We start from the raw sequence: 15,303 nt of genomic DNA, 5'->3' as shown, positions 1-15,303 counted from the left end.
AAAACGGGTGGGGGAGTTCGGTTACGTGGAGGGTGCGGCGTCGCGTGACCTGACGGGCGCCTGCCCTCGTGGTGCGATCGCGGCCGGCCCGAACCGGGCCCACGCCACGAGCGCGGCCAGCAGGCCGAGCACGGCCGTCTGCGCGGCCAGCGCGTAGATGCCGAGGCCGATGTTGATGACGGTGGCGCCGACCATGGTGAGGGTGAGCCCCGCAGCCGCGACGGGGGTGAGCGCCGGCAGGATCCTGGTCGCCGCCGGCAGGATGATGCCGAACGCGCCGAGCACCTCGGCCACGCCGGCGATCTTGAGGAGCACAACCGGGACGCCCATGCTCGCGGCCTCCATGTCGGCCACGGGCATCAGCACCTTCGTCCCACCGATGAACAAGAAGGCCAGCGCCAGCAGCGCCGACACGATCCAGACCGCGATTCTCATCGTTCCCCGTCCTTTCGTGGCATCCGCCGCGACCATGGAGGCCCACGTCGGCGGGCGCCAGCGTCAACGCACGAGATGTCCGTTCCGTAGGCCAACGTGGCAGTAAAGACGCATTTCGCTGAAGTATCGCAACTCAGCGGATGCATCTGGCATCGTGGCGGCCGTGTCAGGGGGGATGATGACGGTGCGACCCGATCCGACCGGCGACGGGAGTGTGGCGCAGCTGCTGCGCATCTGGCGGGAGCGTGCGCTGCTCACCCAGGCGCAGCTCGCCGACCGCGCAGGGATCAGCGCGCGGACGATCCGCCGGCTGGAGTCCGGCGAGGTCGCCCGGCCGCAGGTCACGACGGTGCGACTGCTCGCCACCGTGCTGGGGCTGAGCGCTCCCGAGGAAGCGACGCTGGTGGCGGCCGTCACCGAGGACCCGGAGGCCGCGCCCCCGCCGTACCCGGACGCGGGTTCCACACCCACGCCGGAGGCGCCACGGCAGCTGCCGGCCGCCTCCCCCGCCTTCACCGGCAGGGCGTCCGAGCTCGCGGGCTTCGAGCACCTCGACGACGCGACGACCGTGGTCATCAGTGCGATCGACGGCATGGCCGGGATCGGCAAGACCGCACTCGCGATCCATGCCGCCCACCGGATGGCCGACCGCTTCCCCGACGGGCAGCTCTTCCTCGACCTGCACGGCCACACCGACGGCGTGCCGCCCGTGGACGCGGCCGATGCGCTCGACCGGTTGCTGCGCACGCTCGGCGTCTCGGCCGACCAGGTCCCGGAACACCTGGACGACCGCGCGGCGCTCTACCGCAGCCGGCTCGCCGACCGGCAGGTGTTGCTCCTGCTCGACAACGCCGCGAGCGAGGCGCAGGTCCGGCCGTTGCTGCCGGGGACACCCGGCTGCCTCGTCCTCGTCACGAGCCGGCGGCGGCTCACCGGGCTGGACAACACCCACGCCGTCTCGCTGGACGTGCTGACCCGGTCGGACGCGATCGCCCTGTTCCGCCGCATCGCCGGTGAGCAGCGCACCGCCGATGCGCCGCCCGACGCGTTGGCGGAGGTCGTCGAGCTGTGCGGACGGCTGCCGCTGGCGATCCGCATCGCTGCGGCCCGCCTGCGTTCGCACCCCGTGTGGACCGTGGGGCACCTCGTCCAGGGCCTCGCGAACCAGCAGCACCGCCTCTCGGCGCTCGATGTGGGGCATCGCAGCGTCACCGCCGCCCTCGACCTGTCGGTACGTCAACTGGGCACCGACCTCCAGCTCGTCTACCGGCTGCTCGGTCTGCACCCGGGCGCCGACTTCGACCACGACGCCGTGGCGGCGCTGACCGCTCCGATCGCCGTCACGGCCGACCGGCTGATCGGCGAGCTGCTCGACGCCAACCTGCTCCAGGAGCTGACGCCGCGGCGCTACCGGTTCCACGACCTCGTCCGCGCTCACGCGGGAGCGCAGGGGCCGCCGGCAGGCGCCGACCAGGAGGGAAGGGAGGCGATCGGCAGGCTGCTGGACCATTACCGCGATGCCGCCGCGGCGGCGATGGACGTCGCCTACCCCACCGCGCCGCCCGGCGCCGCTCCCGCCGCCCGCGATGCCGAATCGGCGAACGTCTGGCTCGGCACCGAGCTATCGAACCTGCTGGCGGTCGCCCAGCACGCAGCCAGGCACGGCTGGCCGGGACACGCCGTGCACCTGGCCGTCACGCTGCACCGACACCTCCGCTCGCAGGGGCCGCTCGCCGATGCGGAGCAGCTCTACGTCCGGGCGCTGAGCGCCGCTCGCGGGAGCGGCGACCGGTCCGGCGAAGCGAAGGTGCTGCTGTGCCTGGGGGACATCCGGTGGCCGCTGGGGCGGCAGGACTCGGCCGCGGAGTGCTACCGGCTCGCCCGCGACCTCGCCCGCGACCTCAGGCTCAGCGCGGTCGAGGTGGCCGCGCTGGCCGGGCTCGCCGAGGTCGTGCGGGCCAGGGACCGGCCCGAGCAGGCCGTCGTCCTCGGCCAGGAAGCGCTGCGCATCGCCCGGCGGACGCGGGATCGCTGCGGGGAGATGACGGTGCTGGTCGGCCTCGGCTGGGCCGAGATGAACAGCGGGCGACCCACCACCGAGCACCTCGAACGCGCACTCACGATCGCCCGCGACATCGGCAACCCGCACGACGAGGTCCGGGCACTGCGCGGACTCGGGCACGTGCACCGGCTGAAGGGCCGGCGCGAGCAGGCGGCCGACGCCTTCGAACAGACGCTCGTCGTGGCGCGGGCCATCAGGAGCCGCAGTGCCGAGCTTGGCGCACTGCTCGGGCTCGGGATCATCCACCGCCTTGTGGGGCGGCACGAGGAGGCGGACCGCGCCTTCGAGCGGGCGCTCACCCTCGCCGTCGAGCTCGGCGACGTCAACAACCAGTTCGAGGTGCACCAGGCCATCGGCCGGCTCCGGCTCAGCACCGGTGCGGCCCACCGTTCTCTCGCATGCCACCGGGTCGCGCTCGACCTTGCCGTCACGCTCGGCCACTCCGCCGACCAGGCCCGCGCGCACGACGGCCTCGCCCGCGCGTACTTCGCGCTGGACCAGCTGGAGCGGGCCCGCCAGCACTGGCAGGAGGCCGCGGACATCCTCGTGCGGGTGGGCATCAACACCACCGACGACGAGGAGACGACCATGCCGGCCCTCGACGCCCACCTGCGGGCGCTGCCCGCCCGTACTCCGCCCGCGGTATCCCCGGAGTAGACCACCGGGTGACGACCTGAACACAACCTGCCGACGATCGTCATCACATGCCATCGAAACTTCGCATTTCGACCACGGCTGTGGCCGCCTTCGCAACCGCCGCCGCCCTCGCGGCCTGCGGTACCCCCGCTCCGCAGACCGCCCCCGATCCGGCCGTCGTCCAGGTGACGGGCGGCGAGGTCCGCGGGGTCGCGACCGACACCCACCTACGGGTGCAGGGCATCCCGTACGCGGCCCCACCCGTCGGTGAACTCCGGTGGAGATCCCCGCAGCCGGTCGCCGGCTGGGCCGGCGTCCGCGACGGCACCACGCCGTCGCAGCCGTGCTCGCAGGCGTCCGGCGAGGGGGTCCAGGGCAGCGAGGACTGCCTCTACCTGAACGTCGACGCGCCCCGCGGAGCCGGCGCGGGCCGGCCGGTGATGGTCTTCGTGCACGGCGGCGGCTTCTCCAGCGGGCAGGGCGCGCCCTACGACCCGGCCCGTGTCGTCGACCGCGGCGACGTCGTCGTCGTGACGATCAACTACCGGCTCGGCGCGCTGGGCTTCCTGGCCCACCCGGGGTTCGACGACCCGGCGGTCGGCAACTTCGGACTCGCCGATCAGCAGGCCGCGCTGCGCTGGGTGCGGGAGAACGCCGCCGCGTTCGGCGGCGACCCGCGCAACGTGACGCTCTGGGGTGAGTCGTCCGGCGCGTTCGCAACGTGCGCGCAGATGGCGTCGCCGGCAGCGCGCGGCCTGTTCGACAAGGCGATCCTGCAGAGCGCGCCCTGCTCGAACGCGATGCTGCCGCTCGCGAAGGCCCACTCCCGGGCCACGACCATCGCGGACCGGCTGGGCTGCCCCGACGTCGCGTGCCTGCGGGCGCTGCCCGTCGAACGGCTGGTCGGGATGCCGGAGGAGCAGGTCAGCGGCGCGATCCGGACCGGGGCGGAACGGCCGTGGCTGCCTGTCACGGGCACCGCGGCACTGCCCGTCGACCCGCTGGACGCCTTCCGCGCGGGCACCTCGAACGACGTCCCGATGATCCACGGCGTGACGTCCGACGAGATGCGTGTCTTCGTCGCCCAGGACAAGCGGGCGGCCACGGCGTCGTACCCGGAGATGCTTGAGGTGTTCTTCGGTGCCGACGCCGAGCGCGTCGCGGCCGGCTACCCGCTCGACGCCTACCCGTCGGCCCGGGTCGCGCTGGCCACCGCGCTGTCCGACGAGGGCCGCATGCTGGGCTCGTGCACGTCGAGGTCGTTCTTCGAGGCCACTCGCGAGCCGGTGTACGCGTTCGAGTTCACCGAGCCCAAGCCGGGCGAGGTCGCCGGGGTCGAGCTGGGCGCCCACCACGGCGTCGACGTCCCGTACTTCTTCGACAGCAACTTCCCCGGGCGACCCAAGCCGCAACGCACAGCAGCGCAGGAGGCGCTGGCGCAGCAGCTGATCGACAGGTGGACGGCCTTCGCCCGCACCGGGATCCCGGGCCCGGACTGGCCGGACGTCCGGACCGGTGGGGTGCAGGCCGTCTCCACCACGGGTATGGCACCGGTGGACTTCGCGGCGAAGCACAACTGCGGGCTGTGGGACTCGCTGCGGGCGTCCAGCTGACAGACGCTGCTCATGACCTCACAGAGATCATGCGCCGGGCCGGGTGGCCGCCAGCTCGCGCAGCAGGGCGGCGCTCTGCTCGTCGACGGGGAGGAACGTCTCCAGTGCCAGGTCGGCCGCGCCGACGTCGAGCGGGGCGCCGAGCGTCGCAATCACGGTGTGCAGGCCGACCACGCCGAGGCGGGTCTTGAGCTCGAAACCGGCCATCACGCCGTCGCCGGTCCACTTGGGCGGCGGCTGCCCGGCGGCCGCGGCGAGGTGCCGCTCGGCCTCCAGCACGAGGTCGAGCAGCGCGTCGTCGGCGTCCTCGTCGGCCATCCGGCGCAGCCGGGTGATCAACGGCAGGCTGCACACGGGGGTGGCGGTGGAGATCCGCGGCAGGCCTTCGGGGTGCGTCGAGAGCCGCAGCATGTTGACCGGCGGCGTCATCAGCGCCGGGTCGACGCCGTCCCACAGCAGGTCGGCGGCGGCGTTGGCGGCCACGAGGTCCCAGCGGGCGTCGACCACGATCGCCGGGTTCGGCTCGTGCGCGGCGAGCAGCGTGTCGAGCGCCTGCCGCACCGGGCGCAGCGCGCGATCCCGGGAGCCGCTGCCCTGCGGGGGCGCGTAGCCGCCTGCGAGCAGCAGGCGGTCGCGCTCGCGCAGGGGCATGTCCAGGGCGTCGGCGAGGTGCACGAGCAGCTGCCGGCTGGGGCGGGCCCGCCCGTTCTCGACGAAGCTGAGGTGCTTGGTGGAGACCCCCGTCGTGGTGGCGAGCTCCAGCTGGCTGACGCCGCGGCGGCGCCGCCAGAACCGCAGCACCTCACCCGCGTCGCTCATGGTTGCGAGGGTAGGGGCGGGCCGGCACTGTATCTAGCCGCCACTGCACCTAGGAGGTAATGGGCGGCGCCTCCGCGGGCGGCGAAGCTCATGGCATGCGCAGTTACCGGCTCGACGCGGGCACCGGCCTCGACGGCCTCCGCCTCGACGTCTCCGAACTCCCCGTGCCCGGCCCCGGCGAGGTGCTCGTCGAGGTGCGGGCCGCCTCGATCAGCTACCGCGAGGCGATGATCCTGGAAGGCAGGTATGTGCTCCCCGTCCGGGACGGCGGGATCCCGCTCGCCGAGGGTGTCGGCGTCGTGGCCGCAGCGGGACCGGACGTCAGCGCGCCCCCGGTGGGCGCGCGGGTCGTCGTCGCAGCGTTCCCGCGCTGGCAGGACGGGCCGTTCTCGCTCGACGTCGTCGACCAGATCGGCGGCTCGCTCGACGGCATGCTCGCCGAGCACGTCCTGCTGCCGGCCACCGCGCTCGTCGAGCTCCCGAACGATCTTGCCGATCTCACCGACGCCGAGGCGGCCACCCTGCCGGTCGCCGGCCTCACCGCGTGGAACGCGCTCACCGGCGGCCGCGGTACGCACCGCGGCGACACCGTGCTGACCCTCGGCACCGGCGGGGTGTCGCTCTTCGCGGTGCAGCTGGCGAGCGCGATGGGTGCGCGGGTGATCGCCACGACCGGGAACGACGAGCGTGCCGGCCTGTTGCGCGAGCTCGGCGCGGACGTGGTGCTGAACTACCGCGACAACGCGGACTGGCCGGCAGCCGTCCGCGCGGCGACGGGCGGGCGCGGCGCAGATCTCGTCGTCGACGTAGCAGGGACGCTGGAGTCGTCGCTGGCCGCCGTCGCGCTCGGCGGCGAGATCGCCGTCGTCGGCTTCGTCGGCGGGCGCCCGCCCGCCACCCTCGACCCTTACACGATCTTCACCACGGGCGCGACGCTCCGGCCGGTCGCGGTCGGCAGTCGCGCCCAGCTCGCCGGGCTCGTCCGCGCCGTGAGCGCACACCGGATCCGGCCGGTCCTCGACCGGATCTTCCCCTTCGACGACGCGCCCCAAGCTTTCCGCCACTACCTCGGCGGGTCCGCGCTCGGGAAGATCGTCATCGCCATGGCACCCAACAACGAGAGGAACTGAACGATGGCCGCACGCATCGGAAGCGCCACCTGGACCGGCGACCTGCAGGATGGGAGCGGCCGCCTGGCCGTCGGTCCCCAGCGCTGGGAGGCCGACTACAGCTTCCGCTCCCGCTTCACCGACGACGCCGCGGGCAGCACCAACCCCGAGGAGCTGCTCGCCGCCGCACACGCCGGGTGCTTCTCCATGTCGTTGACGTACGTCCTCACGCAGGCCGGCCTCGTCCCGCGCAGCGTCGCCACCAACGCGCGCGTCCGCTTGCGGCCCGTCGACGGCGTGCCGACCATCGACCTCGTCGAGCTCGACACCACGGTCAACATCGACGGCGTCGACGCGGACGCCCTCCAGAAGCACGCCGAGGCGGCCGAGACGGGCTGCGCGGTCTCCCGCGCGCTGAAAGGGGTTGCGGAGATCAGGGTGACGGCGCACCTGCACTCGTGAGAAAGCCCGAGGGCGGCATCCCCCGCTTGGGGATGCCGCCCTCGGCCGCGCTCGAGGCCGACTACGAGCAGAGCCACGAACCGACGACCCGGACCTCCTGGGTCGGGGACGTGAGCGCGGCGTCGATCGAACCGGACTTCTCGTCGGCGGCGACGGTGAACTTGCCCGTGGTCGCGCCGTTCGTGACCACCTGGACCTCGCCGGCCGTCAGCGTCACGAGCCCGCCGGCCTCGTCGGTGACACCGGTGGCGTTGTAGTCGCCGGCGCCCTTGTAGTTGTTGGTGTTGAAGGTGATCTCCACCGGCGTGCCGTCGACCGAACCCTCGAGCAGCCACGACCAGCTGTCACCGGCGAGCCGGGTGCAGGTCACGCTGGTCGCCTCGACCGTTCCGCCCAGGGATCCGCTCACCGTGAGCACCTCGTCGGGGGTGGCGGGGCCGTCGGTACCGCCCGGCGCGGGTGCCGTCTCGGCGCCACGCTTGAACTCGACGAACTTCAGGTCCTCCGGGTAGATGTTGAAGCGCCCGATGCTGCTGTCGCCGGAGAAGTCGCAGTTCGAGCTGACCGTGCCGGCGAGCTGCTGGCCGTCGAGCAGCGTCACCGCGAGATCGGCCTTGCCGTCGGTGGTCAGCTTCTCGTCGGAGTGCACGACGTCGATCCGCAGGGTCTTCTCGAACGGCACCGTCTGGCGCTCGGAGAGCGTGATGTCGTCGCCGACGACGTTGCTGCAGAAGTGGAACGACGTCGCCTTCACCGTCGTCTGCTTGCCCGCGCGGTCGGTCAGCACGGCGGTGGCGTCCTCCCACGAGCCGGCGGACGGGCCGGGCTGCGGGGTGAGGGGCGTGGTGGAGGTGTCGGCGAACGCGGTGCCGCCCGTCCCGATGACGAGACCCGCGACAACGAGTCCGAGCGACGCGCGGGCGATGTTGCGGACGAAGGTCGTGGTCGACATTTTCTGCTCCTGTGAGGCTTGGCGTCTGATGGCGTCTGCCGAAGCGGCGCTCCGTCCGGCTTGCAAGCAGAAGACCAGTGCGAGGTGGGGCGCGTCATGACTGCCACGTAGCAGGGTCGGCCACCGCAGGCGGTTGACCTGCGCATTCGTCGGGAGGGGTGGCGAAACCTGCCACGCGGCAGGGGCACCCAGCAGCGACCTGGGACGAATGGCCTAATCGACCCCCGAGAGTAGTCAGGTACGCGTGACTCCCCGGCCCTTCGTTGGCAGAGTGCTCCCATGCAAGGTGAGCTGTTCGGGCCGTACCGGCTCGACGAGCTGGTCGGACGCGGCGGCATGGGCGACGTGTACCGCGCGTTCGACACCGTCAAGAAGCGGACGGTGGCGCTGAAACGGCTGCCCGTGCACCTCGCGAAGGACCACGAGTACCAGGCGCGCTTCCGCCGCGAAGCCGAGCTCGCCGCCCGGCTGACCGAGCCGCACATCATCCCCATCCACGACTACGGCGAGATCGCCGGACAGCTCTACATCGACATGCGGCTGATCTCCGGCACCGATCTCGCCGACCTGATCCGCCAGACCGGACCGCTGCCCCCTGCGCGCGCGGTCGCGATCATCGCCCAGATCGCCACCGCGCTGGCTGCGGCGCACGCCGCCCGGCTGGTGCACCGCGACGTGAAGCCGTCGAACGTGCTGATCAGCGAGACCGACCGCGGCGAGGACTTCGTCCACCTCGTCGACTTCGGCATCGCCCGCTCCGACTCGGCGACCGCGCTCACCGCCACCGGCGCAACGATCGGGACCGCCGACTACATGGCCCCCGAGCAGTTCGGCGCCGGTCCGCTCGACCACCGGGTCGACGTCTACGCGCTCGGCTGCGTGCTCCACGAGGCGCTCACCGCCACCAAACCGTTCACCGGCGGCGTCGCCGCCAAGATGTACGCGCACCTGCACACCCCGCCGCCGGCGCCGTCGCAGGTCAGGCCGGGCGTACCCGTCGCGCTCGACCACGTCGTCGCGCGGGCAATGGCGAAGAACCCCGAGCACCGGTTCGCCACCACCACCGAGCTGGCGATCAACGCGCAGCACAGCTTGCAGACTGACCACCCGGCAGCGGCACCCGCCGGAGGGACGACGACAGTCAGGCGACCCCCGCCTCCTCCGCCCCGGTTCGCAGGCCAAGCCCCAAGGACCGAGACCGCGGTTCCCGGACCGCCCCCGCGGTTCGCCGCCACGCCGCCCGCTCCCGTTCCTCCCCCACCGGCACCGGCCCCCGCACCGTCAGGGGGCGGACGCCGCCGGGCCGTCGTCGCGATCGCGATCACCGTCGTCGTCATCGCCGCGGTCGCCGGGCTCGCGCTCTACCTCCGCCCCACCGACCCGGCGACGACAGCGACGACGCCAGGGACGGCGGGCAGCGAGGTGCCGACGAGCGAGCAGGGCTCCCCCGCGAACAGCTCAGGCACCGCGCAGGCCCTCGAGGTGGGCGGCTTCGCCTCCGGAACGCTCACCTCGGCGACCGCGACGTGCATGAAGCTCGGCGGGGACAGCTGGTCGTGGACCGTGAAGGGGTCGATCGACGACGCCACGGTGGAGATCACGTTCAACACCAACTACTTCCGCGGCGCCGGCGACTACAACACGACCAGCATCACCGACGAGCGCGGCGGCTTCATGACGATGTACGCGGGCACGGCGGCGTTCATCACCGGCGGCGCCAACACGGGCAAGTTCACCGTCGCCGACGACCAGCTCTCGGGGACGATCGACACCAGCCTCAGCGGCGCGAGCGGTGTCGGCGGCGACCAGCAGATCACGGTCAACGGCTCCTGGCGGTGCTCATGAGCGAGCGGTGGATACTCGTCCGGGAGTCGGCGCCCGACCGTTCCCGCATCCCGACCGGGCTGCGCGCGCCGTTCGACCGGCCGGTGGTCGTGGGGCGCGAGGGCGACATCGAGCTCGGCGTCGCCGTGCACGACGGCGGCATCTCGCGCCAGGCGGTCACCGTGACCGCGACGACCGAAGGCTGGCTGATCAGGACGGCGAACCGGAACGGCGCGGTGATCCATCCGTGGGGCCTCGCGTCGTACCGCGCCCAGAAGTCGCAGGTCGTGCTGTGGCCGCTGGTCGGCATCCGGGTCTCGGGGACAGCGACGGACCAGCAGCACTGGATCCTGCTGGAGTCCGACAGCTACCTCGACGCCGAGGGCAACGCTGTCCATGAGCTACCCGGCCTCACCACGTCCGGGCCCGTGCCGCCCGCGCTCGCCCCCGCCGAGCTGAGCGCGCTCGAAGGCGTCTTCGGCGAGTACCTCGCCTGGCCGCCACCGACGGCACCCCCGGTGCCGCTGCAGCTCAAGCAGGTCGCGTCGAGGCTCGGCAAGAGCCTCTCGGGCGTCCAGGACCGGCTGCAGAGCGCGCAGGAGAAGGCGCTGCGCCTCGGGCTGCCACGGCCGACGACGCTGACCCACCCCGACTACTTCCACGTGCTGGTGGCTGCCGGCTACGTCAAGGTCGCCACGACCCGCCCGTACCGGTACGAGCTGGTCCGACGAGGGGCCACGGTCGAGAGGTAGCGCTGGTCAGAGGTGTTCAGCGCTGCATCCGCGGGTCGTGCGACGGGTCGGCGTACATGGGCGGGCAACCGTTCTCGACGGCGTCGGGGCGCAGCTCGTAGTGCCAGGGTTCGTTGCCGAAGATCTGGCACAGCCCGTAGCCGGCGCCGTGCTCGGACAGCCACGCCCTGGCCTCGGAGGGCCCGATGTCGATCGCCGCGCCGGACACGTGCGGGGAAGTGTCCGGGGTGGCGACCCAACGGGCCGCTTCCGCCTCCGAGCCGTACTTCGCGACCGCCTCCCGCAGCAGCCGCGCCTGGTACTCCGGGGAGCGCCAACCGCTGTTGACGACGAACGCGACGCCGTCGGCCTCGGCGTCGGTCGCGGCCCGGCGCAGGGCATCGAGCAGGTCGGGATCGAGCTCGGCGACGGCGGGGACGTCGTCGTCGAAGACGGTCGCGCCGGCCGGAACGGCTCCGCCGGACACGCCGAGCGCGTCGCGGGGCGGTGTGGGTGCTGATCGCGGGCGGCCGTCCTGCGCCACCGAGGAGGACGATGCCGCGAGCGACCGGAAGCCGAGTCCGACAATTGCAACGACGATCCCGGTCACCGCAATGACGACCATCGACCGAATCGGGTGCGGCGCTGATCGAGTTGGTGTGGTGCCAATCATGCCTGCAGTCAAGGCAGCCCGGTGTTCTCAGCACGTATCCGGTTTTCGATACGTCGGCGATATGCGTCGTTGCGTAGCATCGGCACGGTGCGAACGACGATCGAGGAAAGGGCACCCGGTTTGAGCGTTCGACTCAAACTCACGCTCAGCTATGCGGGGTTCCTGATGCTCGCGGGCGTCCTGCTGCTCACGGCGGTGTGGGTGTTCCTGCTGCGCGGCTCGCCCAAGGTCTCGTTCGTCCCCAGCCTCGACGACGCCCTGCGCGCCCTGGACCCGCGGAACTTCGGCGCCTCCGTCTTCGTGTCGGCGGCCGCGATGGTGATGGTGTTCCTGCTGGTTTTCGGCCTCGTAGGAGGGTGGTTTCTGGCCGGGCGGATGCTCGCCCCGCTGACCCGCATCACCGCCGCCACCCAGCTCGCCGCGAGCGGATCGCTCTCCCACCGGATCCGGCTGCCGGGCCGCCGCGACGAGTTCCGCGAGCTCGCCGACGCCTTCGACACCATGCTCGCCCAGCTCGAGGCCCACGTCGCCGAGCAGCAACGATTCGCCGCCAACGCCTCACACGAGCTGCGCACCCCGCTGGCGATCACCCAGACCCTGCTCGATGTCGCCCGCAACGACCCGAACCGCGACAGCGACGTGCTCGACGACCGCCTGCGCGCCGTCAACTCCCGGGCGATCGACCTCACGGAAGCGTTGCTGCTGCTCAGCCGTGCCGACCAGCGATCGTTCGCGAGGGAACCCGTCGACCTGTCCCTGCTGGCGGAGGAGGCCGCAGAGACGCTGCTCCCGCTCGCGGAGAAGCACGGCGTCACCATCGAGACCTCGGGCGACCTCGCCCGCGCGGTCGGGTCGCCCACGCTCCTGCTGCAGCTGACCACGAACCTCATCCACAACGCGATCGTTCACAACCTGCCCGGGAACGGCACCGTGCGGGTCCGCGCCGACACCCATCCCGACGGCGCGACCCTGATCGTCGAGAACACCGGCGAAAACCTCACGTCACAAATGGTCTCAACACTTACCGAACCATTCCAACGCGGCGCCAGACGCATCCGCACGCACGACTCCGGCGTCGGCCTCGGGCTGGCGATCGTCAAAAGCATCACACAAGCGCACGACGGCACCCTCACGCTCGCCGCCCGGGCCGAGGGCGGACTCAGAGCGACGGTCCGACTACCGGCCGGGTGATCAGCCGTCCGGGTCCTCGATATGTCGACGATATGTGCTGCCTCGTAGCATCGGGGGCGTGCGTGTATTGGTCGTCGAGGACGAACCCTTCATGGCAGAGGCCATTCGCGACGGGCTGCGCCTGGAGGCGATCGCCGCCGACCTCGCGGGCGACGGCGACACCGCGCTGGAGCTGCTGAGCATCAACGCCTACGACATCGCCGTCCTCGACCGCGACATCCCCGGGCCGTCCGGTGACGAGGTCGCCGAACGCATCGTCGCCTCCGGCAGCGGCATGCCGATCCTGATGCTGACCGCGGCCGACCGGCTCGACGACAAGGCATCCGGCTTCGGGCTCGGCGCCGACGACTACCTCACGAAGCCGTTCGAGCTGCAAGAGCTCGTCCTCCGGCTCAGGGCGCTCGACCGCAGGCGCGGCCACAGCAGGCCGCCGGTGCGCGAGATCGCGGGCCTGCGGGTCGACCCGTTCCGCCGCGAGGTCTTCCGCGATGGTCGCTACGTCGCCCTGACCAGGAAGCAGTTCGCCGTGCTCGAGATACTCGTCGCCGCCGAAGGCGGTGTCATCAGCGCCGAGGAGCTGTTGGAGCGGGCGTGGGACGAGAACGCCGACCCGTTCACCAACGCCGTCCGCATCACCGTCTCGGCGCTGCGCAAACGGCTCGGCGAGCCCTGGCTGATCGCCACCGTCGCCGGGGTGGGATACCGGATCGACCGTGGATAGGGCACCGGGCCTGAGCGTCCGGCTCAAGCTCACGCTCAGCTACGCGGGGTTCCTCATGGTCGCCGGCGCGCTGCTGCTCGCCGCGGTGTGGGTGTTCCTTCTGCGCTACGTGCCCGAGGTGATCTACACCGTGGGTGGGATCCGAACCCTGCAGGGCGACCTGGTGCGTGCGTTCGCGCCGGCGGCGACCGCGGTGATGGTGTTCCTGCTGATCTTCGGGCTGGCGGGGGGCTGGCTGCTCGCCGGCCAGATGCTCGCGCCGTTGGGTCGCATCACGCACGCCACCCGCCTGGCCGCGGACGGGTCCCTCACCCACCGGATCGCGCTCGAAGGCCGTCGCGACGAGTTCCGCGAGCTCGCCGACGCCTTCGACACCATGCTCGCCCGGCTCGATGCCCACGTCGCCGAGCAGCGCCGATTCGCCGCCAACGCCTCGCACGAGCTGCGCACGCCGCTCGCGATCACCCAGACCCTGCTGGACGTGGCCCGCAAGGACCCGGACCGCGACAGCAAGGAGCTGGTCGAACGGCTCCACTTCGTGAACACGCGGGCCATCGACCTCACGGAGGCGTTGCTCCTCCTGAGCCGGACCGACCAGCGGGTGTTCGCCCGGGAACACATCGACCTCTCCCTCATCGCGGAAGAAGCCGTCGAAACGCTCCTGCCGCTCGCGGAGAAGCAGGGCACCACGCTCGACGCCGGAGGCGACTTCACGCCCACCATCGGCTCGCACGCGCTGCTGCTGCAGATGACCACGAACCTGGTGCACAACGCGATCGTCCACAACCTGCCCGAACACGGCACCGTGCACGTCCGGAGCGCCCTCGACACCGGCGGTGTGACCCTCACCGTCGAGAACACCGGCCCCCGCCTCACCCCGCAGCTCGTCGCCACGCTGACCGAGCCCTTCCAGCGCGGCACCCAACGCATCCGCACCCACGACGCGGGCGTCGGCCTCGGGCTGGCGATCGTCAAGAGCATCACGCACGCCCACGACGGCACCCTCACCCTCACCCCGCGCGCCGAGGGCGGCCTGCACGCCGCGGTGCACCTGCCGCACGCCGGCGGGTGAGCGTCAGTCGAGGTCCAGCACTGCGCCGGGCGAGTCGCCACCTCCAGCACGGCGAGTCGACACTTTCAGCACGGCGAGTCGACACCTCCAGCACGGCGAGTCCCACGTTCCAACCGGCGAGTCCCACGCTTCGGCGGGCGAGTCCCACGTCTCGGCGGGCGAGTCTCGCGTTTCGACGGGCGAGTCTCGCGTTTCGGCGGGCGAGTCCCACGTCTCGGCGGGCGAGTCCCACGTCTCGGTAGGCGAGTCTCGCGTTTCGGTAGGCGAGTCTCGCGTTTCGGTGGGCGAGTCTCGCGTTTCGGTGGGTGGGTCTCGCGTTTCGGTGGGTGGGTCGTGGGTTCTCGACGTGGTTCGTTGGGTGGGTTCGTGGCGGATGGTCTCGCGGCTGTGGTGGTCCTGTCGGGCTTGGTGGTCGCGTTTCTTAAGGGCGCCCTCGCCGGGCGGGCAAGTCTCCGGGATGGTTGGGTCGTGCCATCCCGTCGACCTTCTTGGGGATACCACACGGCCGCCCGTGGGCGGAGCATCGTCCGTTTCCTCGCGTTTTGTTGGGGGCCGCCCACGGGCGGCCGTGTGGTGGGGGTATTCCAGGTCGACGGGATGGCACTCTCAGCCCCACCTGTGGGTGGCGGGCACGCCTTCGGCGGGACCTCGCAGGGCCCGTTGTGTTCTCGCAGAGGTTGTGCGGTCTGCGACGTCGCACCTAAGTCTGCGCGGTCGAAAGCGGCACCACGGGTGCGGCACGTTCGTTCAGATTAGGGGGTGCACAAAAGTACACTTTCTCGCTCCTCGACCCCTATTCACTGGCCGATGATCTTCAATCCGACTAAAATGGAGTCATGTCCCGAGGGCTCGACACCACACTCGACGGTATCGCCGAGTTACAAGTCGAGGCCGCCACCGGAACGTTCCCGGATAGGTTTCTTGCGTCCCGGGATATGGAACGGGTGGTCCGGGAGATCGACCGGTCGCGGGTGCAGTTCGTCGCCGATTTTCTGCGGGAGGG

Annotated in this window: 13 protein-coding genes; 9 read left to right on the top strand and 4 right to left on the bottom strand. The window is 71.6% G+C overall.

Going from position 1 to position 15,303, the window contains the following annotated elements; all coding sequences use genetic code 11:
- Nucleotides 1-21: 21 nt before the first annotated feature.
- Complete coding sequence (locus LL648_RS31880; protein WP_232666502.1) at nucleotides 22-435, bottom strand: DoxX family protein; 414 nt, start codon at nucleotides 433-435, stop codon at nucleotides 22-24.
- A 163-nt stretch (nucleotides 436-598) separates the two neighbouring features.
- On the opposite strand from LL648_RS31880, the gene LL648_RS31875 reads away from it, so the two are divergent.
- A complete protein-coding gene (locus tag LL648_RS31875) occupies nucleotides 599-3,154 on the top strand; it encodes an ATP-binding protein (RefSeq protein ID WP_232666501.1) in 2,556 nt (851 codons plus the stop codon).
- Nucleotides 3,155-3,201: 47 nt separating this feature from the next.
- Complete coding sequence (locus LL648_RS31870; protein WP_232666500.1) at nucleotides 3,202-4,746, top strand: carboxylesterase/lipase family protein; 1,545 nt, start codon at nucleotides 3,202-3,204, stop codon at nucleotides 4,744-4,746.
- A 27-nt stretch (nucleotides 4,747-4,773) separates the two neighbouring features.
- Here the strand turns inward: LL648_RS31870 and LL648_RS31865 are convergent, their stop codons facing one another.
- Entirely contained in the window at nucleotides 4,774-5,565 is a 792-nt protein-coding gene (locus LL648_RS31865) for a helix-turn-helix domain-containing protein (protein WP_232666499.1), read from the bottom strand.
- A gap of 95 nt (nucleotides 5,566-5,660) precedes the next feature.
- Between LL648_RS31865 and LL648_RS31860 the strand changes: the two genes are divergently transcribed.
- Entirely contained in the window at nucleotides 5,661-6,695 is a 1,035-nt protein-coding gene (locus tag LL648_RS31860; protein ID WP_232666498.1) for a zinc-dependent alcohol dehydrogenase family protein, read from the top strand.
- 3 nt (nucleotides 6,696-6,698) lie between these two features.
- On the top strand, nucleotides 6,699-7,136 hold the full coding sequence (locus tag LL648_RS31855) for an OsmC family peroxiredoxin (protein ID WP_232666497.1): 438 nt from the start codon (nucleotides 6,699-6,701) through the stop codon (nucleotides 7,134-7,136).
- A 61-nt stretch (nucleotides 7,137-7,197) separates the two neighbouring features.
- Here the strand turns inward: LL648_RS31855 and LL648_RS31850 are convergent, their stop codons facing one another.
- A complete protein-coding gene (locus LL648_RS31850) occupies nucleotides 7,198-8,088 on the bottom strand; it encodes a hypothetical protein (RefSeq protein WP_232666496.1) in 891 nt (296 codons plus the stop codon).
- A gap of 279 nt (nucleotides 8,089-8,367) precedes the next feature.
- On the opposite strand from LL648_RS31850, the gene LL648_RS31845 reads away from it, so the two are divergent.
- Nucleotides 8,368-9,933: a serine/threonine-protein kinase gene (locus LL648_RS31845; protein WP_232666495.1), complete on the top strand. Its 1,566-nt coding sequence runs from the start codon at nucleotides 8,368-8,370 to the stop codon at nucleotides 9,931-9,933.
- A complete protein-coding gene (locus LL648_RS31840; protein WP_232666494.1) occupies nucleotides 9,930-10,664 on the top strand; it encodes a hypothetical protein in 735 nt (244 codons plus the stop codon). The genes LL648_RS31845 and LL648_RS31840 overlap by 4 nt, the downstream gene beginning before the upstream one ends.
- A gap of 16 nt (nucleotides 10,665-10,680) precedes the next feature.
- Here the strand turns inward: LL648_RS31840 and LL648_RS31835 are convergent, their stop codons facing one another.
- Nucleotides 10,681-11,268 carry a M15 family metallopeptidase gene (locus tag LL648_RS31835; protein WP_232666493.1) on the bottom strand — a complete coding sequence of 196 codons (588 nt, stop codon included), beginning with the start codon at nucleotides 11,266-11,268 and terminating at the stop codon, nucleotides 10,681-10,683.
- 168 nt (nucleotides 11,269-11,436) lie between these two features.
- Between LL648_RS31835 and LL648_RS31830 the strand changes: the two genes are divergently transcribed.
- Genes LL648_RS31830 through LL648_RS31820 form a run of 3 tightly spaced genes read left to right on the top strand, consistent with a single transcriptional unit; the run spans nucleotide 11,437 to nucleotide 14,300 of the window.
- The gene (locus tag LL648_RS31830) at nucleotides 11,437-12,507 is read left to right on the top strand and encodes a sensor histidine kinase (RefSeq protein WP_305080806.1); all 1,071 of its coding nucleotides are present in this window, start codon (nucleotides 11,437-11,439) and stop codon (nucleotides 12,505-12,507) included.
- A gap of 58 nt (nucleotides 12,508-12,565) precedes the next feature.
- On the top strand, nucleotides 12,566-13,228 hold the full coding sequence (locus tag LL648_RS31825; RefSeq protein WP_232666492.1) for a response regulator transcription factor: 663 nt from the start codon (nucleotides 12,566-12,568) through the stop codon (nucleotides 13,226-13,228).
- Nucleotides 13,221-14,300, top strand: a complete 1,080-nt coding sequence (locus tag LL648_RS31820) for a sensor histidine kinase (RefSeq protein WP_232666491.1) — start codon at nucleotides 13,221-13,223, stop codon at nucleotides 14,298-14,300. Before LL648_RS31825 ends, LL648_RS31820 begins: the two co-directional genes overlap by 8 nt.
- The last annotated feature ends 1,003 nt before the right edge of the window (nucleotides 14,301-15,303 follow it).

This window comes from Pseudonocardia sp. TRM90224 (assembly GCF_021245725.1).
In the GTDB taxonomy this organism is placed as follows: domain Bacteria; phylum Actinomycetota; class Actinomycetes; order Mycobacteriales; family Pseudonocardiaceae; genus Pseudonocardia.
Note: the sequence above shows the minus strand (reverse complement) of the source record. Positions and strands in the feature narration are given on the sequence as shown.

Excerpts from the sequence above, each read along its gene's own strand:
- LL648_RS31870 (WP_232666500.1), top strand. The coding sequence starts at position 3,202 with ATGCCATCGAAACTTCGCATTTCGACCACGGCTGTGGCCGCCTTCGCA.
- LL648_RS31835 (WP_232666493.1), bottom strand. The coding sequence starts at position 11,268 with ATGGTCGTCATTGCGGTGACCGGGATCGTCGTTGCAATTGTCGGACTC.
- LL648_RS31845 (WP_232666495.1), top strand. The coding sequence starts at position 8,368 with ATGCAAGGTGAGCTGTTCGGGCCGTACCGGCTCGACGAGCTGGTCGGA.
- LL648_RS31855 (WP_232666497.1), top strand. The coding sequence starts at position 6,699 with ATGGCCGCACGCATCGGAAGCGCCACCTGGACCGGCGACCTGCAGGAT.
- LL648_RS31880 (WP_232666502.1), bottom strand. The coding sequence starts at position 435 with ATGAGAATCGCGGTCTGGATCGTGTCGGCGCTGCTGGCGCTGGCCTTC.
- LL648_RS31840 (WP_232666494.1), top strand. The coding sequence starts at position 9,930 with ATGAGCGAGCGGTGGATACTCGTCCGGGAGTCGGCGCCCGACCGTTCC.
- LL648_RS31860 (WP_232666498.1), top strand. The coding sequence starts at position 5,661 with ATGCGCAGTTACCGGCTCGACGCGGGCACCGGCCTCGACGGCCTCCGC.
- LL648_RS31865 (WP_232666499.1), bottom strand. The coding sequence starts at position 5,565 with ATGAGCGACGCGGGTGAGGTGCTGCGGTTCTGGCGGCGCCGCCGCGGC.
- LL648_RS31850 (WP_232666496.1), bottom strand. The coding sequence starts at position 8,088 with ATGTCGACCACGACCTTCGTCCGCAACATCGCCCGCGCGTCGCTCGGA.